This is a genomic window from Blautia sp. KLE_1732_HM_1032 (assembly GCF_025147905.1).
Classification (GTDB): domain Bacteria; phylum Bacillota; class Clostridia; order Lachnospirales; family Lachnospiraceae; genus Blautia_A; species Blautia_A fusiformis.
Genome location: NZ_CP102266.1, coordinates 3,005,717 through 3,025,819 on the forward strand (window position 1 = coordinate 3,005,717; position 20,103 = coordinate 3,025,819).

Consider the following 20,103-nt stretch of genomic DNA (forward strand, 5'->3'; position numbering starts at 1 on the left):
ACCTCCATAAGTACATTTAAACACATTTAATATCTTTTTACAATATATTTAGTTACTTATATCATCCTCCTGCGCTCACCCAGCCGCCGAACAGTTCCGGTGCAAGGTCGATCTCACAGGCATCCAGTACATCTTTTAGCTGTGAAGGATTGCTGACGCCAGTTACAGGCACAGTTTGGAATGGCTGATGGAAAAAGTATGCCAAAGACAGGGCCTGCAGGCTGTGGCCGGTTTCTTTCTGCAGCTTTAACAGCTTCTGATAGGTGCGAAGGTTTGTCTCGTTCCAGTAGGATCTTTTCATACTTTCTGAAAGACCTGTGATCTGTGTTTCCTTCTCCCGCATCCAGGATGCATCCACCTCTGCATCTGTACAGGAAAGCCCCATTTTCTGAAGTTTTGAAAAAAATCCCATTGCAGTGGAAGAAAACGGAACGGCAGCAGCGCCTGTCTCACAGTGCCACTGATATTCTTCTCTGGAAAACTCCACAAGTGTAGGATCCGGATTTGTATTTCCTCCGGGATTGATTCCTGCAAGACTCCACTGATTGGATACTGCTGTGATCCCTGAAAGATTTCGTTCTCTCAGACACTGAGCAATTTCTTTCAGCCTCTCTGTGCGGTAATTGGAAAATCCATAATAACGGATCCGGCCTTCTTTTTTCAATTCTTCCAGAATATCCACGATTTCCTCCGCCGGTTTCTCCGGATCATCTCTGTGAAGCCAGTAAAAATCCATCTCATCTTTTCCCAGTGTGCGGCAACTCTCATCCAGGTCCATGCGGATATCTTCTTTGTTCACTCTGCTGCGGCCCGGATCCTCAAAGGAATAGTGCGCGCCCTTCGTTGCCACAATAACTTTTCCTTGCATGCCACTCTCTTTCAGCCATTTTCCTATGATCTGCTCACTGCAGTTTCCATGTCCTTTTAGCCATTTGCAATAGACATTTGCCGTATCAATAAAATTTCCACCTGCGCGTACAAATGCGTTCAGAATCTCAAAGCTTTTTTCCAGATCTGATTTATCTCCAAATCCTGCTGTTCCGAGGCAGATAGGACTGATGTTCAGATCTGTATTGTTCAGCTGTATATATTTCATCTACGTAACCTCCCGTATTCATATATATCTTTTTCTATTATAACTTTTTTCCGTAGATCCGAACAGTATATTTCCCAACTATCCATATACCACGGCACAAAAAAATCCTCCGGCACATTCATGCCGGAGGATTTGATATTCCGTTATCTTAACAATATGATTTATTTGTAAAGTGGTCCATAGTTCTTGCAAGCGCGGAAGTCTGCACCCTCTTTTTCCATACCGAATGCGTTCCAAGCTGCCGGACGATAGATATCCTTCTCAGGAACGTTGTGCATGGATACCGGGATTCTCAGCATAGAGCACATTGTGATCAGGTCTGCACCGATGTGTCCGTAGGAGATCGCACCGTGGTTAGCACCCCAGTTGTTCATTACATCGTAAGCTGTTTTGAACGGTCCCTCTTTGCCATCGCATCTTGGAGCGAACCATGTACATGGCCATGTGTAATCTGTACGTTTCCAAAGCTTGTCAGATACCTCTTCCGGAAGGGCTACTGTCCATCCCTCTGCGATCTGAAGAACCGGTCCAAGTCCTTTTACAAGGTTCAGACGGATCATAGTTGCAGGCATCTGAGCACGTGTCTCATAACGGCTGGAGTATCCGCCTCCACGGAAGTATCCGTTGTCGGCCATACACCACTCTGTGTTGTCCATGATCGCTTTCTGGTCTGCCTCTGTAACATCCCACCACTGTTTCATAACTGGTGTTCCGTCAGCCTCTTTAGCCTGTCCGTTAGCATCCAGGCAAGCAGCACCGGAGTTGATCAGATGAAGGAATCCGCCAGCTTCTTTGGCAACACCCTCAAGGTCATATCCTGTAGCTTTCTTAACTGCCTCCGGGCTCCAGTATGTACGAACATCAGCGAAGATCTGAGCACGTCCTGTAAGAAGTTTCATGAACAGCATTCCAAGTCCGTTGAGAACGTCGTTCTCTGTAGCAAGGATGTACGGCTCACGAGCGCCATTCCAGTCGAAGGATGTGTTCAGCATAGCCTCTGCGAAGTCACCGTTCGGATAGAAGTCTGTCCACTGTCTCTGGCCCTGGAATCCAGCTGCAAGAGCATTGTGTCCGATTGCTTCCTCGGAGAATTCCGGAGCAAGATTATCACAGCCGTTCATCAGCTCTTTGATGATAACTGCCATCTTAACAACAAACTCGAACTGCTCCTCTTTCTTCTCTGGTGAGAACTGAAGCTCTTCCGGGTTCTTGTCCCAGCCAATCTTGCAGGTCTCTTTTGCCCATTTGAGAGCTTTCTCAAACTCTTCGTGATCGTAGATACCCTCTGTCATACGACGGATGATCTCTACCTCATCAACAGACTCAACTCTCATTCCGAGATAGGACTCGATGAAATCAGAATCGATGATAGATCCGCCGATACCCATTGTTACAGAACCGATCTGCAGGTAGGATTTACCTCTCATGGATGCAGCTGCAACTGCTGCACGGCCGAATCTTAACAGTTTCTCTTTAACGTCTTCTGGAATGGATGTGTCGTCAGCTTCCTGAACGTCATGTCCGTAGATACCGAATGCCGGAAGGCCCTTCTGTGCATGTGTAGCAAGAACGGATGCCAGATATACAGCACCAGGTCTCTCTGTTCCGTTGAATCCCCATACAGCCTTGATGGTCTGTGGATCCATATCCATGGTCTCAGCTCCGTAGCACCAGCATGGTGTAACTGTAAGAGTGATATCTACACCCTCTTTACGGAATTTATCCGCACATGCAGCGCTCTCACCAACACGTCCGATGGTGGTATCAGCAATAACAACTTTTACAGGCTCACCATTTGAATATTTCAGGTTCTCCTCGAAAAGCTTTGCTGCGGATTTGGCCATGTTCATAGTCTGATCTTCCAGAGATCCTCTTACATCGAGGGCTCCTCTACGTCCGTCGATGGTTGGTCTGATACCGATAACCGGATAGCTGCCTACTAATCTGCTCTTTGCCATAGTAACAATTACCTCCTAAATTTATATTCACTATTATAACTTACTGTTTTTTTACGTTCCAACAACTCCTGTCCGAACTATGCTTTTATTATACGATTGCATCTTTTAAATTACTTGTGTTATAATAGCAAAAAACAGTACAATATTCACTTTTTCATATGAGTTCCTAAAAAAACTATAAAATTTAAGAAAGAAGGGTTGTATTTTGCACGATCTTGGAAGAAATGAGGACAGACTTCGAGGTACCTATGAATTTCCTTTTGAATTCCACCACATTGACAGCAGCCATCCACGCTATGTCATGTCCTACCACTGGCATGTAGAATGTGAAATCATGCGTGTATTACAGGGCACTCTCACCGTCACTTTAGACGAAAAAAGTTTTACAGCAAAAGCCGGAGATGTGATTTTTGTCAATAGTGGAGTTCTGCATTCCGGAATTCCTCAGGATTGTATCTATCAGTGCATTGTTTTTGATATGAACATGTTTCTGAAATTTAATTCCGTCTGCACAGAATATATGCAGAAGATCAGCCACCAGGAGCTGCTGATCTATCACCATTTCACCGAAAAGCAGCCTGATATCCAGAGAGCGGTGAACTCTCTTTTTGATTCTTTCTGGCAGAGGAAGCCAGGATATGAGCTGGTTGTGTTTGGACAATTTTACCACTTTTTCGGATTGGTTTTTGGTAATCATTACTACCTAGAAAGCCTGCGGAAAACCAGACGAGATTACAAGCGCATTGTCCAGCTGAAGCAGGTCGTGGAATTTATTGAAAAGAACTATGCCAGCCCCATTACCCTGCAGGAGCTTTCCGCTTCGGTTTCCATGTCTCCCAAATATTTCTGCCGGTTCTTTTCCGAGATGACGCATCAGACACCAATGGATTACCTCAACCGCCAGAGGATCGAGCAGGCCTGCTGCCAGCTGGCTACCACTGATGATTCCATCACGGAGATCGCCTATCGGAATGGCTTTAATGATCTGAGCTACTTTATCCGTACCTTCAAAAAGTACAAGGGGATCACCCCCGGCAAATATAAAAGACGCTGAAATATTTTCCACGTCTTAATGGCACATACCAGAATATTACATGACAAAAAGCAGGATCTCGCACATATTGCGGATATCCTGCTTTTTGAGGAATTGGGCTGTTTTATGTAAATACAGCTTTTTCGGCCTGGTGGAGAACAGTCATGCCGGAACGGATTCCCGTTTTGCAGACGGGCTATGTTCATGTCTTTATGAATACATGCTACTCTTCTGTATGAGAAAAAAAGCCGGCAGGGCAGATTTTCTGCATGAAAAAGCCGACGCAGATCGTGAAGGAGCCTGATCTCTGTTTACGCAGTGACCAGCACCAGATTATGTCTTAATTGAAAGCGGATACGATCATCCACCTCACTGCTTGCTTCTGACCAACGGATATCTCACACAGTTGGTCCATCTACTCGAAGGGATTCCACTGCTGCATAGAACTCTGCTTGCGAAATGCCTGTACGCTGCACCGGAACATGCAGCAGAAATATGATACAGTTAAAAACGATCCGGCCGCATTATAGCCGCCGGATGTTTCCTGCTTGTCTTATTCTAACAAATGCCTCTTTAAAATGCAAGAAATTTCAGAACATTTCGCTCTTCATTTTCCGACAGCAAAAGTCTCTTTCCTACAGCTTTTTCACCGCATCTATAAACCTTTTTCCGTATTTTTCGTACTTGTGCCTGCCGACTCCTGTCACATTCAGCATTTCCTCCTCGTTTCCAGGCTTTAGAATGCACATATGGATAAGGGTTTTGTCGGAAAAGACCATATAAGGGGGAATTTTTTCCTCTCTGGCGATTTCCAGGCGAAGAGCACGAAGCTTCTGAAAAAGGGGCTCATCCTGTTCTCCCAGCTCCCCGACTGCAGATTTCGGAAGTCTGCTCCGTTTCTCTTTTTTCTTCGTCTCCAGCTCTTTTGACATTTTCATTGTGAGGATATGCTCCTCCTCCAGAAATGACCTGGAAGCGGCGGTCAGCTTCACAATCGTATATCCGTCATCCGTCAGATGAAGATATTCCTTCAGTACCAGATAATTAAAGATCTGCCGTAGCCGGTGTGCCGGAATCTTTGCACAGACTCCATATTCCGGGTTTCCATCCATCTCATACTGCCGGATCTTCGCCGTAGATGCGCCGCGCAGAGTATCCAGGATCACGTTCACTCCGTATCTCTGACCACTGCTTTCCACGCACCGGATCATTGCCCTGGCCTCCTGGCTCACATCCTGCTCTTCAAACTCGGTCTGGCAGTTCAGGCAGTTTCCGCAGTAGCTTTTTCCGTATTCCCCAAAATATTTCAGGATGTACTCACGCAGACAATCATGGGTAAAGCAGTAAAAGGTCATCTGCTTCAGCCTCTCCTGATCACGCTCCCGGACAAGGCGCCAGGCTGCCGCTTCCATTTCCTGGTTATCCTGTCCTCTCTCGATAAGATACTGATTGGTAACCACATCCTTCCCGCTGTAAAGCAGGATACATTCCGCAGGATCGCCGTCACGGCCCGCACGGCCTGCTTCCTGATAATAGCCTTCCATGTTCTTCGGCATATTATAATGAATGACATAACGCACATCGGACTTGTCGATTCCCATTCCAAATGCATTGGTGGCTACCATCACACGACAGCGGTCATAAATAAAATCATCCTGATTGTTCCGGCGTTCCTCATCGGAAAGTCCTGCATGATATCTGGTGGCCGTGATGCCGTCACGGATCAGCTTTCCGCAGACCTCCTCCACCAGCTTTCTGGTGAGACAGTAGATGATTCCACTGTCGTCCGGATGCTCCAGTATGTAATCGTGTACTTCCTTATATTTATCTTTCGGTGTTTTCACTGCAAAATAAAGGTTTTCCCGGTCAAATCCTGTGGTTGTGCAAAAGGGATCCTGAAGCCCCAGAAGTCTTGCAATATCCTCCCTGACCTCCTTCGTAGCTGTAGCTGTAAATGCACCGATCACCGGTCTTTTTGGAAGCTGTGCCACAAACTCTGCGATCTTCAGATAGCTTGGCCGAAAATCCTGTCCCCACTGTGATACACAGTGTGACTCATCCACTGCGATCATGGAAATATCCGCGCTCAGCGCAAAATCCAGAAACGCCTCTGTGGTAAGCCTCTCCGGTGCTACATAGATGATCGGATATCGTCCTGCCTTTGCATAGCGCAAGGCTGTGAAATACTGCCCCTGCGTCAGAGAGCTGTTGAGGTATGCTGCTGAGATACCGACCTGGTTCAGGCTTCTCACCTGATCCTTCATAAGGGAGATCAACGGTGATATTACCAGTGTGATCCCCTTCATCATCAGTGCCGGTACCTGATAGCAGATTGATTTTCCTGCGCCGGTTGGCATCACTGCCAGAACATCTTTTCCTGCAAGAAGCGCATCGATCACCGCTTCCTGCCCTTCTCTGAATGTATCATACCCGAAATGGGTCTTTAAAAGTTCCTGTTTCGTCATAAATCGACATGATCCTTTCTGTTACGTTCCCACCGGAACTGTAACGCTTCTCTTTTTCATTGTCGAATCGCTGCTGTTTTCCGAATATTTTATTTTAACATATTTACAGATAAATTGCCAATTGATACAAAAAAATCACAAAGCACTTCCTCCCTGGTTTCCTGTTATAATGATATAAGAGAAAGAGTCTGTTTATACTGTTCCGCAGCAGAGGACCATGAATTCATGGAGTACCCGGGCCTCTGTTCAGTAACAGCCGGTATGCTCATAAAAAAAGGAGGTTTGTTATGTGTAAAAGAAAAATAAAAACCATCGAAGCAATTTTTTTCCTGTTTCTTTTTTCCGTTATTGTGCTCCTGCTTCCCCAGGATGCCCACGCCAGAGTCCGGGTCGTGACCAAAGGAACCACTTCCACTATCCGTGATACCGACGGTGTGATCGAAGATGAGTCTTCAGACATTAATTTCCCGATCAACATCAAAAATGCAAACTGCCAAAAACGGATCTATGCCGTGACAGTCCGTGTAAGCTTTTATTCACCCAAGGGAGTCATCCCAAAAAGCACCACATTTTCTATCGATGGGATCAATGTGGTTAAGCTGAGCACTTCAAATTATACACCGCTGGCATACAAGGAAACCTTTTTCACCTACGATGACAACATAGAGGATGGCTACTTGGAGTTCGATTTCGGCAATAAAAAATGTCCGGTACCGGTAGACTGTGACTATGAGGTTACCATCAAACAGGCTGTTCCGGAAATTTTTATCACCAACAACAATTATCTGAACCAGAGCATCCGAACCGGAAAAAACACTTCCATCGGAATCGAGATTTCTGATCCCTACGTAAAAACCATCAGCAAATCAAAATTCAAGGTTACTTCTTCCAACAGCTCTGTTCTCAAGGTACAAAGCATCACTCAGGATTCCAAAAAACGCAGCCGTTTCACAGTTACCCTGAAGGGCATGAAAGCCGGATCCGCAAAGATCACTTTATCCTATCCAAAGGCCGCAGCCTGTAAGCTGACCGGAAAAGTAACCTCGTCTTCAAAAACCGTAGCAACCTTCCGCGCTTCCAAAACTACACTCAAGGTTGGTTCCAAGGTCAGCATGCGTTCCCTTATCAATCTGAAGGGCGGTACCAGTCTGACCATCAAAAATGCAAACTCCAGCAAGCCTTCCGTACTTGCCATTTCCGGAAACTATCTTGTTCCAAAGAAAAAAGGGTCAGCCACGGTTACCGCAAATTTAAACGGTGTCAATCGTAAGATCACTATTACCGTATCCGCACCGGCCGCCAAACCTACCGTCAAAAATCTGAAGATTCGTGTTGCCGGTATCAAGTATGGTCCCAATGACATGAAGACCTATTATACCTTGAAATTCACCAATACTTCTGCAAAAACCATCACCACCGCAAAAGTAAAGATCACCACCGGTTCCGGTATCTATGACCAGATGTACTGGACCAAGAACCTGACACTGAACCTGAAACCCGGAAAAACCATGACAAAAACCTATTTCATCCAGAACATGGTCCAGGCACCGGAAAAAAGTGATATTTCCGTTAAATGTCTGAAGATTAGCTGGAAGTAAATAATTCAAAAGGGACGTGCCGCAGTATTGATTTAAAAATCATCACTGCAACACGTCCCTTTTATTTATTCTCTCTGAGCTGTCTATACGTTTTGTTTTTATCCTGTATCCTACAGTACCTCATTCAGTACCTGCAGTCCATACTCTGCAAGGCTGTTATCCTCTTCGCCTGTACCGCCGCTGATACCGAGACCGCCGATGATGGTGTCTCCAACCTTCAGGGGTACACCGCCTCCGAATATCACAATATTATCGCTCATTTTTCCAAGGCCATAAAAGGTCTGGCCCGGTTGTGTCAATCTGGAAAGCTCCATGGTGGACATCTTCACTGCAACCGATGTATAGGCCTTCTTCAAAGCCACCTCAAAGCTTACAAGAAAAGATCCATCCATCACATGAACCGCAACCGGATTTCCATCCGGACTACATACCGCAATTACGGAAGGCTTGTTTCTTCTCAAAGCTTCCTGCTCGATCTTCTCAATAAGCCTCTTGGCAGAATCCAATGTGATACGCCCCTGGATACCCATACGCTTCAGCACTTCCTGGATCATCGCCGTGTTTGCTGCCATACTGTCATTCTGTGCCATCGCCGTATTTCCTCCCACTGCTGTCGTCACAGTCCCATTCTGCGCATTAAAAGTCTGTACATCCCTTTTCTGCACCATCTGCGAATCCTGTGCTCTTACATCCACCGCCAATGTACCCGCAGCAACATCCTCACTACTTCCAACAGTTCCTACAGCCTCTACTCCAACATTAGCTACAATCCTAGCAGTTTCTGCTTTCACAGCTCCCTGAACACCTTCAGAAGCTTCATTCTTCTCTTCGATCTTCGCAACATCCACATACCTTGCCAGCACATAAAAATAATCTGACAAACGGTTCATATATTTCTTGGCTCCGGTATCCGATCCAAACTTCACACTGACCAGCGCAAGCTCTCTCTCAGCCCTCCGTGCCACAGCTCTTGTCACATCAATCTCAGCCGCAACTCGGGAATCCCCCGGAAGAATCGGAAGCCTCTCTCCGGAAAAAATCTCTTTCATCCGGCCAATCTCCTCCTCCAGAAGCTCCGTCCGGTCTTCACTGAGCTTAAACTCCCGATTATAAGGATCAGAAACCCCATCTATGATCTTCTTCAAAGTCTCCGAGATCTTCTCCAGCATCCGGACAACATCCACATCATCAACCAGAACCCGCACAAGCCCAATATGACTCATCAGCTCCTCAACCGACCCCATCAGACAAATCCGATCATCCGACTTTGAAACATTCTTCGTATGGGAAAGATCCGTCATCCCCTTATCACCATACCCGGTATAAACCTCCATCCCAGCTCAACCTCCCAGCAACTCCTGATAAATAATCCCACCCATATCAGACCAATTTTACAATCCTCGAAATGCTACGCATGCCACACATACGTAAACACACACCACAATCATCCCGGCAAACCAGGCGCGGCGTTCACAAACGCGTCCACGTATTCCACGCAAACGTACACACACACCACAACCATCCCAGCAAACCAGGCGCAGTGTCCACAAACGCGCCCACGTATTCCACGCAAACGTAACACACCACAACCATCCCGGCAAACCAAGCGCGGCGTTCACAAACGCGCCAGCCCCTGCCAACAACGTCACACATCCAAAGCGCCCACGGCGCCCCATCGGCACAACGTTCAACCCGGAACAATCGCAGCATACAGGCACAAGTCAATACCCTTCCGCCCGCCACAGTCAAGCACTCTAAAAAAAGCCCGAGGGGTGTGCAGAGGGGCCGCGGCTTTGCGGCCCCTTTGCGGTTTTCATCTTTTATCAAAAAGACCAAAGTTTAGTATAAATCTTAACAATATCCTCTTTCTTCGGTACACGCGGATTTGCCGCTGTGCAGGCATCCGCAAGTGCCATATCCGCCATCTTATCAACCGCCGCAAAATAAGCATCCGGTGTGATCGTCTTCATCTCTTCGATGGTAAGCGGGATATTCATCTCTTTCTGCATAAACTGGATCCAGTTTACAAGAGATCTTACGCTCATAACTTCGTTATAATTGCTCAGTCCAAGAAGATGTGCAATATTGGAATATCTCTTTACTGCCGGAAGATATTCTTTCTGGCTTCTGCTGCGTTTGTTGATATTTGCATTATATTCAACAATATGCGGCAACAGCATCGCATTAGCTCTTCCGTGAGGAATATGGAAAATAGCCCCCAGCTGATGCGCCATACTGTGTGTGATACCAAGTCCTGCGGCATTAAAGGAAAGTCCCGCCAGACAGGATGCTACATGCATTTTCTGTCTTGCATGCATATCATTACCATCAACATATGCACGGTAAAGATATACACCACAGATCTCAATGGATTTCTCTGCAAGTGCAGAAGTAAACTCATTGTGATTGATGCTGACATAAGACTCAATTGCATGAGTCAGAACATCCATACCTGTATCTGCTGTGATCGCAGGTGGAACACTGCGTACAAGCTCAGCATCCAGGATCGCCTCATCGGCTGTCAGGCTGTCTGAGATCAACGGATATTTCACATGTGCTTCTGTATCATTTACAACTGCAAAAGAAGTAACCTCGGAGCCAGTACCACTTGTTGTAGGAATGGCAACCAGTCCAACCTTTCCGTAATTGTTGATCTTCAGGGCAAACTCACGGATTGCCTTGGAGGAGTCGATGGCAGAGCCACCACCTACTGCAACGATCGCTTCCGGCTGATACTGAAGGAATTTTTTGACTCCTTCGGCAATTTTTCCAACCGGAGCATCCGGAACAACATCACAGAAAATGTCAAATTCTTTTCCACCTGCCTGAAGCGGTTTTGTGATCATATCGATCATTCCGCTTTTTACAACAAACGGATCTGTGACAACAAGGACTCTTTTGTATGGAATATCTCTCAGTCTTCCCAGGGCATCAGCTCCAAAATGGATGGCTGTTTTCATTTCAAATGTATTCATAGAAACTGCTCCCTCTCGTCATACCGAAACACAGTTCTCTTTTGTCTGCCTGTGTTCGGATAAAGTAAAGCGGATCTCCGCATTCCGCATACACTACATGCTCATGAACAAGATCGTTTCACGATATATGTTCAATCTATTTCGGGTAGATGCATTCGATCTTATGCCTGTTGAAATGATCCAACCACTTTTCAGACGGTTTTTTGTCTGTGATGACCGTCTCGATATCCCGCAGCTGTCCTGCCACAGAAAAAGCAGTCTGATCAAATTTCGTGCTGTCTACCACCAGAATACGCATTTTTCCGGAATTGATCATGGCTTTTTTGGTTGTTCCAAAGGCTTCTTTGGATTCCATGATCCCCATATCCTCGTTTAATGCCTTACAGGAAAAGATCACCTTGTCCACATAATAAGAACGGATCACTTCCTCGGTTCTGGCACCCAGGAATGCAAGATACCCTTCCTTCATCACTCCACCGGTGGAAATAATATTCCAGCCGGATACATCAGAGAGTTCCAAAAGGATCTCCATAGAATTGGTAACAACGGTAAGACGTTCCTTTTCTTTCAGAGCCTTGGCCACAAAAACTGCCGTTGTGCTGGCATCCAGAAAAATGTGATCTCCGTCATTCACCATGGAAGCAGCAATCTCCGCCATTTTCTGCTTTCCCTGTACATTCTGGTTTTTACGAATATTAAATGGTAAATCAATACCGACATCTTCGTTGATCACCGCACCGCCATAACTCTTTGTGGCAAGTCCCTCTTTTTCCAGCTTGTCCAGATCACGGCGGATGGTTTCTTCTGAGACACTGTAAAGCTGGCTTAGTTCACTTACAACAACCCTTTTCTCTTCCTGTAATTTCTCGAGAATCAGATTTCTTCTCTCTAATGCTAGCATAAGATGCCTCCTTTTCAGATGTCATTGCAGGGATACCCTTCAAAAGGATATCCCTCAGATATAAAGACAATATTAAAGGATCGTATCGATCATTCTCTTGTCCGGATGAGCGATCACTGAGGAATCCATGTACATTCCTTTTTCAGCTACCAGCTCTTTTGCTCTTTCGATAGAAGCCTCCACTGCAGAAACCTCGCCGGTAAGAAGCATGTATGATTTACCGCACATACCCTTGGCGATACGAAGCTCGATCAGATCAACGATAGCTGTCTTAGCTGCCTGATCTGCCGCCTCGATGATAGATGCTGCATCATAGGTCTCAAGAATTCCCAGGGCACTGATCTCCTCGACCTGTGTGGTTCCGTAGATTGCCGGGAAAATGGACTCATGTGGATTGCCCAGTACAAAACTGTCAATGCATTTGTCCTCGTATGTTGTTACAGCTGTGTCTACAGCAGCTTTCACTGCGCTTAAATCTCCGGTGATAATTGCAATATATTTTCCCGGACATACTGTCTGCGCCTCCACGATCTCTACTTCAGATGTCTTAACCATGGCATCTGCTGCAGTGATACCAGCTGGTGTGGTTTTAAACTCAATCATTCCGATTGCTCTACTCATTTTGTGCACGTCCTTTCTAATTTCTTGCAATTACAACATGGCGGTCTGTCACTTCTGTAACCTTACCGCTGATGGTTGCATGGATTCCGACACTTAATCCCTGTGCAGGCTGTGCGATCATCTGGCCTTCTGTTACCATATCGCCTACATTTACGATTGCCTGTGCCGGTGCACCGATATGCTGGCTTAAGAGAACCTTTACCTTCGATACGTTTACAAGTTCTTCCTGAAGCGGTGCATCCTTGTCATATCTGGTAAGTCCCAGACGTGCCATCAGACGCTCCTCAGGAACCTTGCGGTATTCTCTGGACTCCTGAACCGGCTTCGGCTGAACACCCTGAGGTGGTCTGATCCCTGCCTTACGAAGTCCGCCCTTCATATCTGCAAGCAGTGTTCTCGGAGCCAGGCTCTGCGGACACGCATACATCTCGCAGACACCACAGGAGCTGCAGAATGCAGAATTGATATAAGGATTTACATTTCTGAAATCCTGATTAGATGCTGCCATCATGAACATTGCCGGATCGATCGGGTGTCCCAGATTATGTCTCGGGCAAAGATCTGTACATGTATGGCAGTGGCAGCAGATCGATGCTGCTCTCTTCAGATCTATAGAAGAAGTCCGCTGCTTCTTCATGACAATAACATGGTCCTTTGGAAGAACCAGGATTGCATTCGTTGTTTTTGTAACCGGGTCTGAACCATTTCCGATACGTCCCATCATCGGGCCGCCAACGAAATATACAGGATCCTTTACAGTTGTACCGCCTGCCTGGGCAACAACCTCTTCCAGTGTACATCCCAACGGAACCTTCACTGTAACAGGGTTCTCAACCTCAGCAACAACGGAAACATATTTACATGTGACCGGTTTATGTTCTTCTACCGCGCGGTATACATTGTAGAGAGTCTCTACATTAAATACGGCTACTCCCTGCTCGATCGGCAGTCCTCCGGGCCGTACCACACGTCCGGTTGCCTCATAAATAAGAACAACCTCATCACCCATAGGATAAACCTCATCAAGAAGATGGATCTTAACCCTTGGGAATTCTTCGATATGCTGATTTAAAGCATTGATCGTCTGTACATAAGATTTTTTGATTCCGATAATAGCCTGGGAAGCTCCTACCGTCTCCGCAACCATATCGAATGTTTTCATGATCTCGTATGCGTGCTTCTCCAACAACTGTCTGTGAAGTTTCAGTAATGGTTCGCACTCTGCACAGTTCATGAGAATGATTTCTGCTTTGTCTGTCAGCTTCATGTATGTAGGGAAACCTGCTCCACCTGCTCCGACAACACCATTCTCCTGCATAATTTTCTGTAATTCTTTGATATCCATGGCGTTACTCCAATCCTGCACCGTCATCTACGATTCCGACGATTGCGGCATCTACCGGTGCTGTTTCTACGCCGCAGCCAATTCTTGCTGCGCTTCCTTGTGCCACCAATACATATTCGCCGATTCCCGCACCGATGATATCGATGGCAACAATCTGGCTGTGCTCGGCTTTCATATGATGCACCGGCTCCACGATCATGAACTTATTTCCTATCAGTTTTTCACTTTTTCGTGTGGAAACAATACTTCCAACTACTTTGCCTACGATCATATGAGCCTCCGTTTTTCTCTATATCCTCTGCTGGGGATGCCGAAAACGGCATCCCCGAAGGAGGAATATTATTTGATTATGGTAACTGTATTGCCTGTGGCAATTCTTGCTGCATTTGCTTCATCTGTATCAATATGCATTTCCAGTGTAAAGCTGTCATCAACACGGATCTTAACCTGATTAAAGATCGTTCCGCGCTCATTGTCAGCTTTGACGGAAACAACATCACCATCATGTACACCCGCAGCCTGGGCATCCTTCGGAGCCATGTGAATGTGACGCATAGCCACAATACAGCCCTCTTTCAGATAAATGGCACCTTTCGGTCCGACGATGGCGATCGGTGCACTTCCTGCAAGATCACCGGACATACGTACCGGAACCTTCATTCCCAGCTTGATCGCATCTGTTGCGGAAACCTCAACCTGTGATTTACTGCGGACAGGTCCGAGGATCCTTACATTCTCGATCGCACGGAGCTTCAGTCCCACAATGGTAACTGTTTCGTTGGATGCAAACTGTCCGCCCATCAGATCCTTTTTCTTTGTGAGCTGATAGCCTTCTCCGAACAGCGCCTCCACATGCTCCTGTGTCAGGTGAATATGTCTTGCGGAAACTCCGATAGGAACAACGAAACCATTGCCCTTGTCTTCGTTTTTGTTGATCGCATCGATCACCATTTTTGTGATCATTTCAATATTATTCGTTTCCAAGAGTACACCTGCTTTCTTTCGGTTTCATGACTGAACTTAACTCAAAACACACCGGCCGGAAGCCTTAATGGCCCTCAGGCCGGTGCGTCTTGGAACTGATCAGTTAGATTATTTAAGAACCGGAAGGATTTTCTCTACGTCTGTATGAGGTCTCGGAATTACGTGTGTAGCTACAAGCTCTCCAAGTCTGGATGCTGCTGCGCTTCCGCTCTCTACTGCAGATTTAACTGCTCCTACATCTCCACGAACCATAACTGTTACAAGACCGGAACCGATCTTCTCTGTTCCTACCAGAGCAACGTTAGCTGCTTTACACATCTGGTCAGCTGCCTCGATAGCTGCTGTAAGTCCTCTTGTCTCAACCATTCCTAATGCTTCCTGTGTCATGATCATATCCTCCTTGTGGATTATAAATGCTTTATTTGTTCTGTTTACTTCTGACTATTTTGGTGCAACAGCTTATTTTTTGCTGCTGTTTTTGCTTTCCAGTGCTTCTTCCGGATTTTCCTGCTGTTTCTTTTTCCATCGGCTTGCACTCAGCTCAACCAGTTTGACGATTTCCTCGTGGGGATTGGCAATTACCGCATAGCTGGCAGGCTTCTTGATAGCCTGCTCTACTGCTGCGTTGACAGCTGCTGTAACTGCTGATACATCGCCTTGTACGATCAGGGTCACCAGTCGTCCGCCCAGCTTACGCTCCCATGACGCCAGCTCAACGTCTGCCGTTTTGCACATGATGTCCAGGGCATTGATCGCCGCAACTACACCAGTGATTTCTATAAATCCATATGATTTTCCCATGAGCGAACTCCTTAACTAATTTCTATTCCTCTCAAAGCCTGAATCAGAGCTTTGGAAGGATTTTCTCTACATCTGTATGAGGTCTCGGGATCACGTGTGTAGCTACAAGCTCTCCAAGTCTGGATGCTGCTGCGCTTCCGCTCTCTACTGCTGCTTTTACAGCGCCTACGTCTCCACGAACCATAACAGTTACAAGACCGGAACCGATCTTCTCTGTTCCTACCAGAGCAACCTCTGCTGCTTTTGTCATTGCATCTGCTGCCTCGATCGCAGCTGTGAGGCCTCTTGTCTCAACCATTCCTAATGCTTCCTGTGCCATGATTCTATCCTCCTGAATCCTATTCGTTACTTTTTTATCATATATGATTCCGTCACTTTTGTAAAGTTAAGTTACGGAATCCTCTCAATCTTTATCCAGGGCGCTGATCTTCAGCATTTTCTGTGTACCTGGTTCCGGGTTGGGGATTATGTAATGCTGTACCACACCTGTCATGCTCTCTGCGACCTTCATGCCGGCTTCTACCGCTGCCGTGACATCTGACACGCTTCCGCGGTACTTGATGCAGACAAGAAGCGGTACTGGCAGGCTGTCCGCATTCGCCGGTTTATTCTTATCGAATACCTCCAGGTGGACATTTGCAGCCTTGCACCCGGCGTCAGCTGCCACAAAGGCTGTCGCAAGTCCGAAGACCTCCAGAATTCCTACAGCTTCTGCCATGTTGCTTCTCCTTTCCCGTTAAGGTTATTTGTTAACAACCGCGATCTTAAGACCTGTCATTGACAGGTTCTTCTCAAGTGCCTCGTTGATCTCTTCCAGCGGATACTTGTCAGTGATCAGCTCAGACATTGGAAGTCCGATTGCTTTTGCTCTCTTAAGGAAATCAAATGTTGTTGCATAATCTCTGAGGTTGTATACCCAGGAACCAACAAGGTTGATCTCTTTGGAGCAGAGATCGAAATGCGGGTTGATGGTTGCATCTCCACCGTTGATGAAGAATCCAAGCTCGCAGAGGCCGCCGCCGTTTCGGATGAATTTGTAGATATTGGAATGAGCATGAGGATTTCCGGTACACTGGAAAGCGAAATCTGCAAGATGTCCGCCCTGAGCCTCTTTCACAGCCTCAGTAAGTGCCTCAACACCCTTGAAGTTCATAAAGTTTACAGTCGTAGTTGCGCCCATTCTCTTGGCAAATTCAAGACGCTGCTCGTTTCCGTCTACTGCACAGATGTTGTGAACACCCATTGTATGAAGAACGGCGATACAGATCAGACCGATCGGTCCGCAGCCCTGAACAACAACTCTGCTGTTGAATTTCAGGATTCCTGTTGTTTTTGCTCTCTCTACTGCATGTACAAGTACTGCACATGGCTCGATGAGGATACGGGAATCAAGATCCAGATCACTTACATTGAAGAATGTGGAACCGAAGCTTCCGCCTCTGATGAAGATGTAATCAGCGAACCATCCGTTGAATTTAACATCATCGTCCGGAAGAAGTCCGTATACGTCAGCGCCACCTACGTTTTTCTTGTTGAGGTCGAACATTGTGATTTCCGGATCATCTTTGAAGATCATACATGTAACGATCTTATCTCCGACTTTAACCGGTTTACCGGCTGTATCAACCTTAACGTTTTTACCCATTTTTACGATCTCGCCGGTTCCCTCATGTCCGAGAACTACCGGAATAAGACCAAACGGGTCATTTTTGTACTCATGAGCATCTGTTCCGCAGACACCGCATCCCTCAACCTTAACAAGGATGTCGTCGTCACCGACTTCCGGAAGATCATACTCCTGAAGCTCAAAATGTTTCTTCTCTGTCATCATTGCCACTCTTGCTTTTTTAGGAATTGTATTTCCTGCCGGAGCAGCCGGAGCGCTTGCAGTAGCTGCTGCAGGAGCGTTTCCTGTCATGCCGGAGAGAACCTGTTTAACGATTTCTTCAATATTTACATTGTTCATATCCATTGTTTCTGTTCCTCCTGATTAACGAATGCAAAGGCTGTCTGTCATTACGCAGCGTCTTCTCTTTGTGAATGTGCTTGCGCTTGTAAGTCCCTCACCGGTACGGCTTGCAATTGTGAATGTACAGAAACCTTCTCCGCCAAATCCAAGTGCGGAATAGGACGGGCCGTTCTTTACAAGGATTGCGGTATCAATTGCTTTCGCATATTTTGTAATGTTATCAATATTCTTGGAATGAATATGTGCGGAATGACGGTTGCCATGCTCAAGCCATACAGCCTGCTCTACAGCATCGTCAAAATCCTTAGCTCTTACGATTCCGAGGATTGGCATCATAAGCTCTGTTGTGATGAGCGGATGCTCCTTCGGTCCCTCGAAGATAATGCAGCGGGTATTTGCCGGTGCCTGAACTCCGATCATGGAAAGAAGTGTCTTCGCATCACGTCCTACACATTTACGGTTCAGCTTGCCGCCTGCAAGTACAGTCTCAACAAGCTTATCCTGCTCCTCCTTGGATGCAAGGTAGCAGTCATTTTCTGTAAGCATGTAGTGCATTAACTCATCAACTACGGAAGATACTGCAACAACTTCCTTCTCTGCGATACATGGAAGGTTGTTATCGAATGTACATCCGTTTACGATATCCTGAGCTGCCTTACGGATATCAGCAGTAGCATCAACCAGTGCCGGCGGGTTTCCTGCTCCTGCACCGATTCCTCTCTTACCGGAGGAAAGAACTGCTGTTACAACACCAGGACCTCCTGTTGCTGCGATCAGATGGATATCTTTATGTTTCATCATAATATTGCTTGTCTCAAGAGTTGGTTTCTCAACTGTGACAGCGATATTATCCGGGCCGCCTGATTCCAGGGAAGCCTCATTTAAAAGATTGATTGCGTAAATAGAAGTTTTAACTGCTGCCGGATGTGGGTTGAATACTACTGTATTTCCGCCTGCCAGCATACCCATTGTGTTGCAGAGAACTGTTTCACTCGGGTTAGTACATGGTGTAATCGCACCGATAACACCAAACGGTCCCATCTCGATCAGAGTCAGTCCTCTGTCTCCGGACCATGCAGTTGTTGTAATGTCTTCTGTTCCAGGTGTCTTGTCTGCTACCAGGTGATGTTTCAGGATCTTATCTCCTACATTACCCATACCAGTTTCCTCAACACCCATACGTGCCAGTACTTCCGCATTTTCTTTGATCTTCTTGCGGATGCAGGTGATGATCTTTTCTCTCTGGTCCATAGACATTGTCTTAACTACCAGCTGAGCCTTCTTGGCTGCTTCGATAGCATCATTCATATCCTTGAAAACGCCATGTTTTCCGGCCGGAGCATCTGCGATCTGCATTTTTGCCATAACTTCCTGTACAATTTCCTGTACCATATTCTCACTTATTGGCATGAGATGTCCTCCTTAATATTCCGTCAAAAAATTATTTCAGGCCAAGCTGAGCCATAACCTGTTTTGTGATCTGAGCAACAAGCTCTGCGTCATTCTTTGCTGTATCTGCTGCAGGAGCTGCATCTTTATCACAATCACAGTCTTTTCCAACGAAATCATACTGATATCCTGGGAACTGTTTGTAGTCCTCGCTGTGGCATGCACCGCCGCAGTTGTGGCAGTTCTTGCCGTCTTTGTTCAGGCAGAGGCTTGCCGGATGTTTTCCAGGCATACCGAATTTACGACGGATCGCATAGAGCTTCTCGATGTTCTCTTTGTCGAATTCCTTCGGTCCGCCAAGGAGCTTGGTCTGATACAGAAGCTGTGCATAGAACTCTACAGACTCCATCTTCATATATGCAGCGTTAAGGTCTGTGCTCCATGTAAGTGCTCCATGGTTCTCAAGAAGTACTGCATCGAAGTATGGAAGGTATTTCTCAAGGTTATCCGGAATCTCCATTGTGGAAGGTGTGCCGTACTCAGCGATCGGAACACATCCAAGAGCGATAACTGCCTCAGGCATGATCGGCTGTGTAAGCGGGATACCTGCGATTGCGAAAGATGTAGCATAGATTGGATGAGCATGTACAACAGATCCTACGTCCGGTCTCTTCTCATATACTCTCATATGCATCTTGATCTCAGATGATGGTTTGAATCCCGGGTTAGCCTGGATCACATTACCCTTGCCATCTACTTTACAGATGAACTCTGGTGTCATGAATCCTTTGGATACACCAGTTGGTGTGCAAAGATATTCATTCTCAGCTATCTTAACAGAAAAGTTTCCGTCGTTAGCTGCAACCATGTTACGGTTGTAGATTCTCTTACCGATGTCACAAAGCTGTTTTTTGATTTCAAACTCGTTTACCATGCTTAATTTCCTCCTTGAGCATTGGATTGCACTA

Annotated in this window: 19 protein-coding genes; 2 read left to right on the forward strand and 17 right to left on the reverse strand. The window is 46.3% G+C overall.

Features of this window, described 5'->3' with window-relative positions; genetic code table 11:
- Positions 1-61: 61 nt before the first annotated feature.
- Positions 62-1,096, reverse strand: a complete 1,035-nt coding sequence (locus tag NQ489_RS14360) for an aldo/keto reductase (RefSeq protein ID WP_021651529.1) — start codon at positions 1,094-1,096, stop codon at positions 62-64.
- Positions 1,097-1,257: 161 nt separating this feature from the next.
- Complete coding sequence (locus tag NQ489_RS14365) at positions 1,258-3,054, reverse strand: L-fucose isomerase (protein WP_015525941.1); 1,797 nt, start codon at positions 3,052-3,054, stop codon at positions 1,258-1,260.
- Between the two features lie 205 nt (positions 3,055-3,259).
- Here NQ489_RS14365 and NQ489_RS14370 point away from each other — a divergent pair, with 205 nt between their 5' ends.
- Positions 3,260-4,108, forward strand: a complete 849-nt coding sequence (locus NQ489_RS14370) for an AraC family transcriptional regulator (protein ID WP_021651531.1) — start codon at positions 3,260-3,262, stop codon at positions 4,106-4,108.
- A 614-nt stretch (positions 4,109-4,722) separates the two neighbouring features.
- Here NQ489_RS14370 and recQ read toward each other — a convergent pair.
- Positions 4,723-6,552 (reverse strand): DNA helicase RecQ, encoded by a 1,830-nt coding sequence (recQ, locus tag NQ489_RS14375; RefSeq protein WP_021651534.1) that lies wholly within the window; start codon positions 6,550-6,552, stop codon positions 4,723-4,725.
- Positions 6,553-6,839: 287 nt separating this feature from the next.
- Between recQ and NQ489_RS14380 the strand changes: the two genes are divergently transcribed.
- Positions 6,840-8,150 carry a hypothetical protein gene (locus NQ489_RS14380; RefSeq protein ID WP_021651536.1) on the forward strand — a complete coding sequence of 437 codons (1,311 nt, stop codon included), beginning with the start codon at positions 6,840-6,842 and terminating at the stop codon, positions 8,148-8,150.
- Positions 8,151-8,260: 110 nt separating this feature from the next.
- Here NQ489_RS14380 and NQ489_RS14385 read toward each other — a convergent pair whose 3' ends face one another.
- The 14 genes from NQ489_RS14385 to NQ489_RS14450 form a co-directional block, all read right to left on the reverse strand.
- Entirely contained in the window at positions 8,261-9,484 is a 1,224-nt protein-coding gene (locus NQ489_RS14385) for a cob(I)yrinic acid a,c-diamide adenosyltransferase (protein ID WP_021651537.1), read from the reverse strand.
- A gap of 489 nt (positions 9,485-9,973) precedes the next feature.
- Positions 9,974-11,125 carry a 1-propanol dehydrogenase PduQ gene (locus tag NQ489_RS14390; protein ID WP_021651538.1) on the reverse strand — a complete coding sequence of 384 codons (1,152 nt, stop codon included), beginning with the start codon at positions 11,123-11,125 and terminating at the stop codon, positions 9,974-9,976.
- Between the two features lie 136 nt (positions 11,126-11,261).
- Entirely contained in the window at positions 11,262-12,026 is a 765-nt protein-coding gene (locus tag NQ489_RS14395; RefSeq protein WP_021651539.1) for a DeoR/GlpR family DNA-binding transcription regulator, read from the reverse strand.
- A 72-nt stretch (positions 12,027-12,098) separates the two neighbouring features.
- A complete protein-coding gene (locus NQ489_RS14400; protein ID WP_015525948.1) occupies positions 12,099-12,647 on the reverse strand; it encodes a BMC domain-containing protein in 549 nt (182 codons plus the stop codon).
- A 16-nt stretch (positions 12,648-12,663) separates the two neighbouring features.
- On the reverse strand, positions 12,664-13,992 hold the full coding sequence (locus NQ489_RS14405) for a 4Fe-4S dicluster domain-containing protein (RefSeq protein WP_044961538.1): 1,329 nt from the start codon (positions 13,990-13,992) through the stop codon (positions 12,664-12,666).
- Between the two features lie 4 nt (positions 13,993-13,996).
- Positions 13,997-14,263: a EutN/CcmL family microcompartment protein gene (locus tag NQ489_RS14410; RefSeq protein WP_015525950.1), complete on the reverse strand. Its 267-nt coding sequence runs from the start codon at positions 14,261-14,263 to the stop codon at positions 13,997-13,999.
- Positions 14,264-14,331: 68 nt separating this feature from the next.
- Positions 14,332-14,943, reverse strand: a complete 612-nt coding sequence (locus NQ489_RS14415) for a phosphate propanoyltransferase (RefSeq protein ID WP_373152625.1) — start codon at positions 14,941-14,943, stop codon at positions 14,332-14,334.
- Positions 14,944-15,084: 141 nt separating this feature from the next.
- Entirely contained in the window at positions 15,085-15,363 is a 279-nt protein-coding gene (locus NQ489_RS14420; protein WP_005427721.1) for a BMC domain-containing protein, read from the reverse strand.
- A 72-nt stretch (positions 15,364-15,435) separates the two neighbouring features.
- Positions 15,436-15,777, reverse strand: a complete 342-nt coding sequence (locus tag NQ489_RS14425; RefSeq protein WP_021651544.1) for a BMC domain-containing protein — start codon at positions 15,775-15,777, stop codon at positions 15,436-15,438.
- 43 nt (positions 15,778-15,820) lie between these two features.
- The gene (gene pduA / locus NQ489_RS14430; RefSeq protein ID WP_015525952.1) at positions 15,821-16,096 is read right to left on the reverse strand and encodes a propanediol utilization microcompartment protein PduA; all 276 of its coding nucleotides are present in this window, start codon (positions 16,094-16,096) and stop codon (positions 15,821-15,823) included.
- An 84-nt stretch (positions 16,097-16,180) separates the two neighbouring features.
- Positions 16,181-16,495, reverse strand: a complete 315-nt coding sequence (locus NQ489_RS14435; protein WP_015525953.1) for a BMC domain-containing protein — start codon at positions 16,493-16,495, stop codon at positions 16,181-16,183.
- A gap of 24 nt (positions 16,496-16,519) precedes the next feature.
- Complete coding sequence (locus tag NQ489_RS14440; RefSeq protein ID WP_021651546.1) at positions 16,520-17,749, reverse strand: zinc-binding dehydrogenase; 1,230 nt, start codon at positions 17,747-17,749, stop codon at positions 16,520-16,522.
- Positions 17,750-17,767: 18 nt separating this feature from the next.
- Positions 17,768-19,156, reverse strand: a complete 1,389-nt coding sequence (locus NQ489_RS14445; RefSeq protein WP_021651547.1) for an aldehyde dehydrogenase family protein — start codon at positions 19,154-19,156, stop codon at positions 17,768-17,770.
- A 31-nt stretch (positions 19,157-19,187) separates the two neighbouring features.
- A complete protein-coding gene (locus NQ489_RS14450) occupies positions 19,188-20,069 on the reverse strand; it encodes a class II aldolase/adducin family protein (protein ID WP_015525956.1) in 882 nt (293 codons plus the stop codon).
- Positions 20,070-20,103 lie beyond the last annotated feature (34 nt).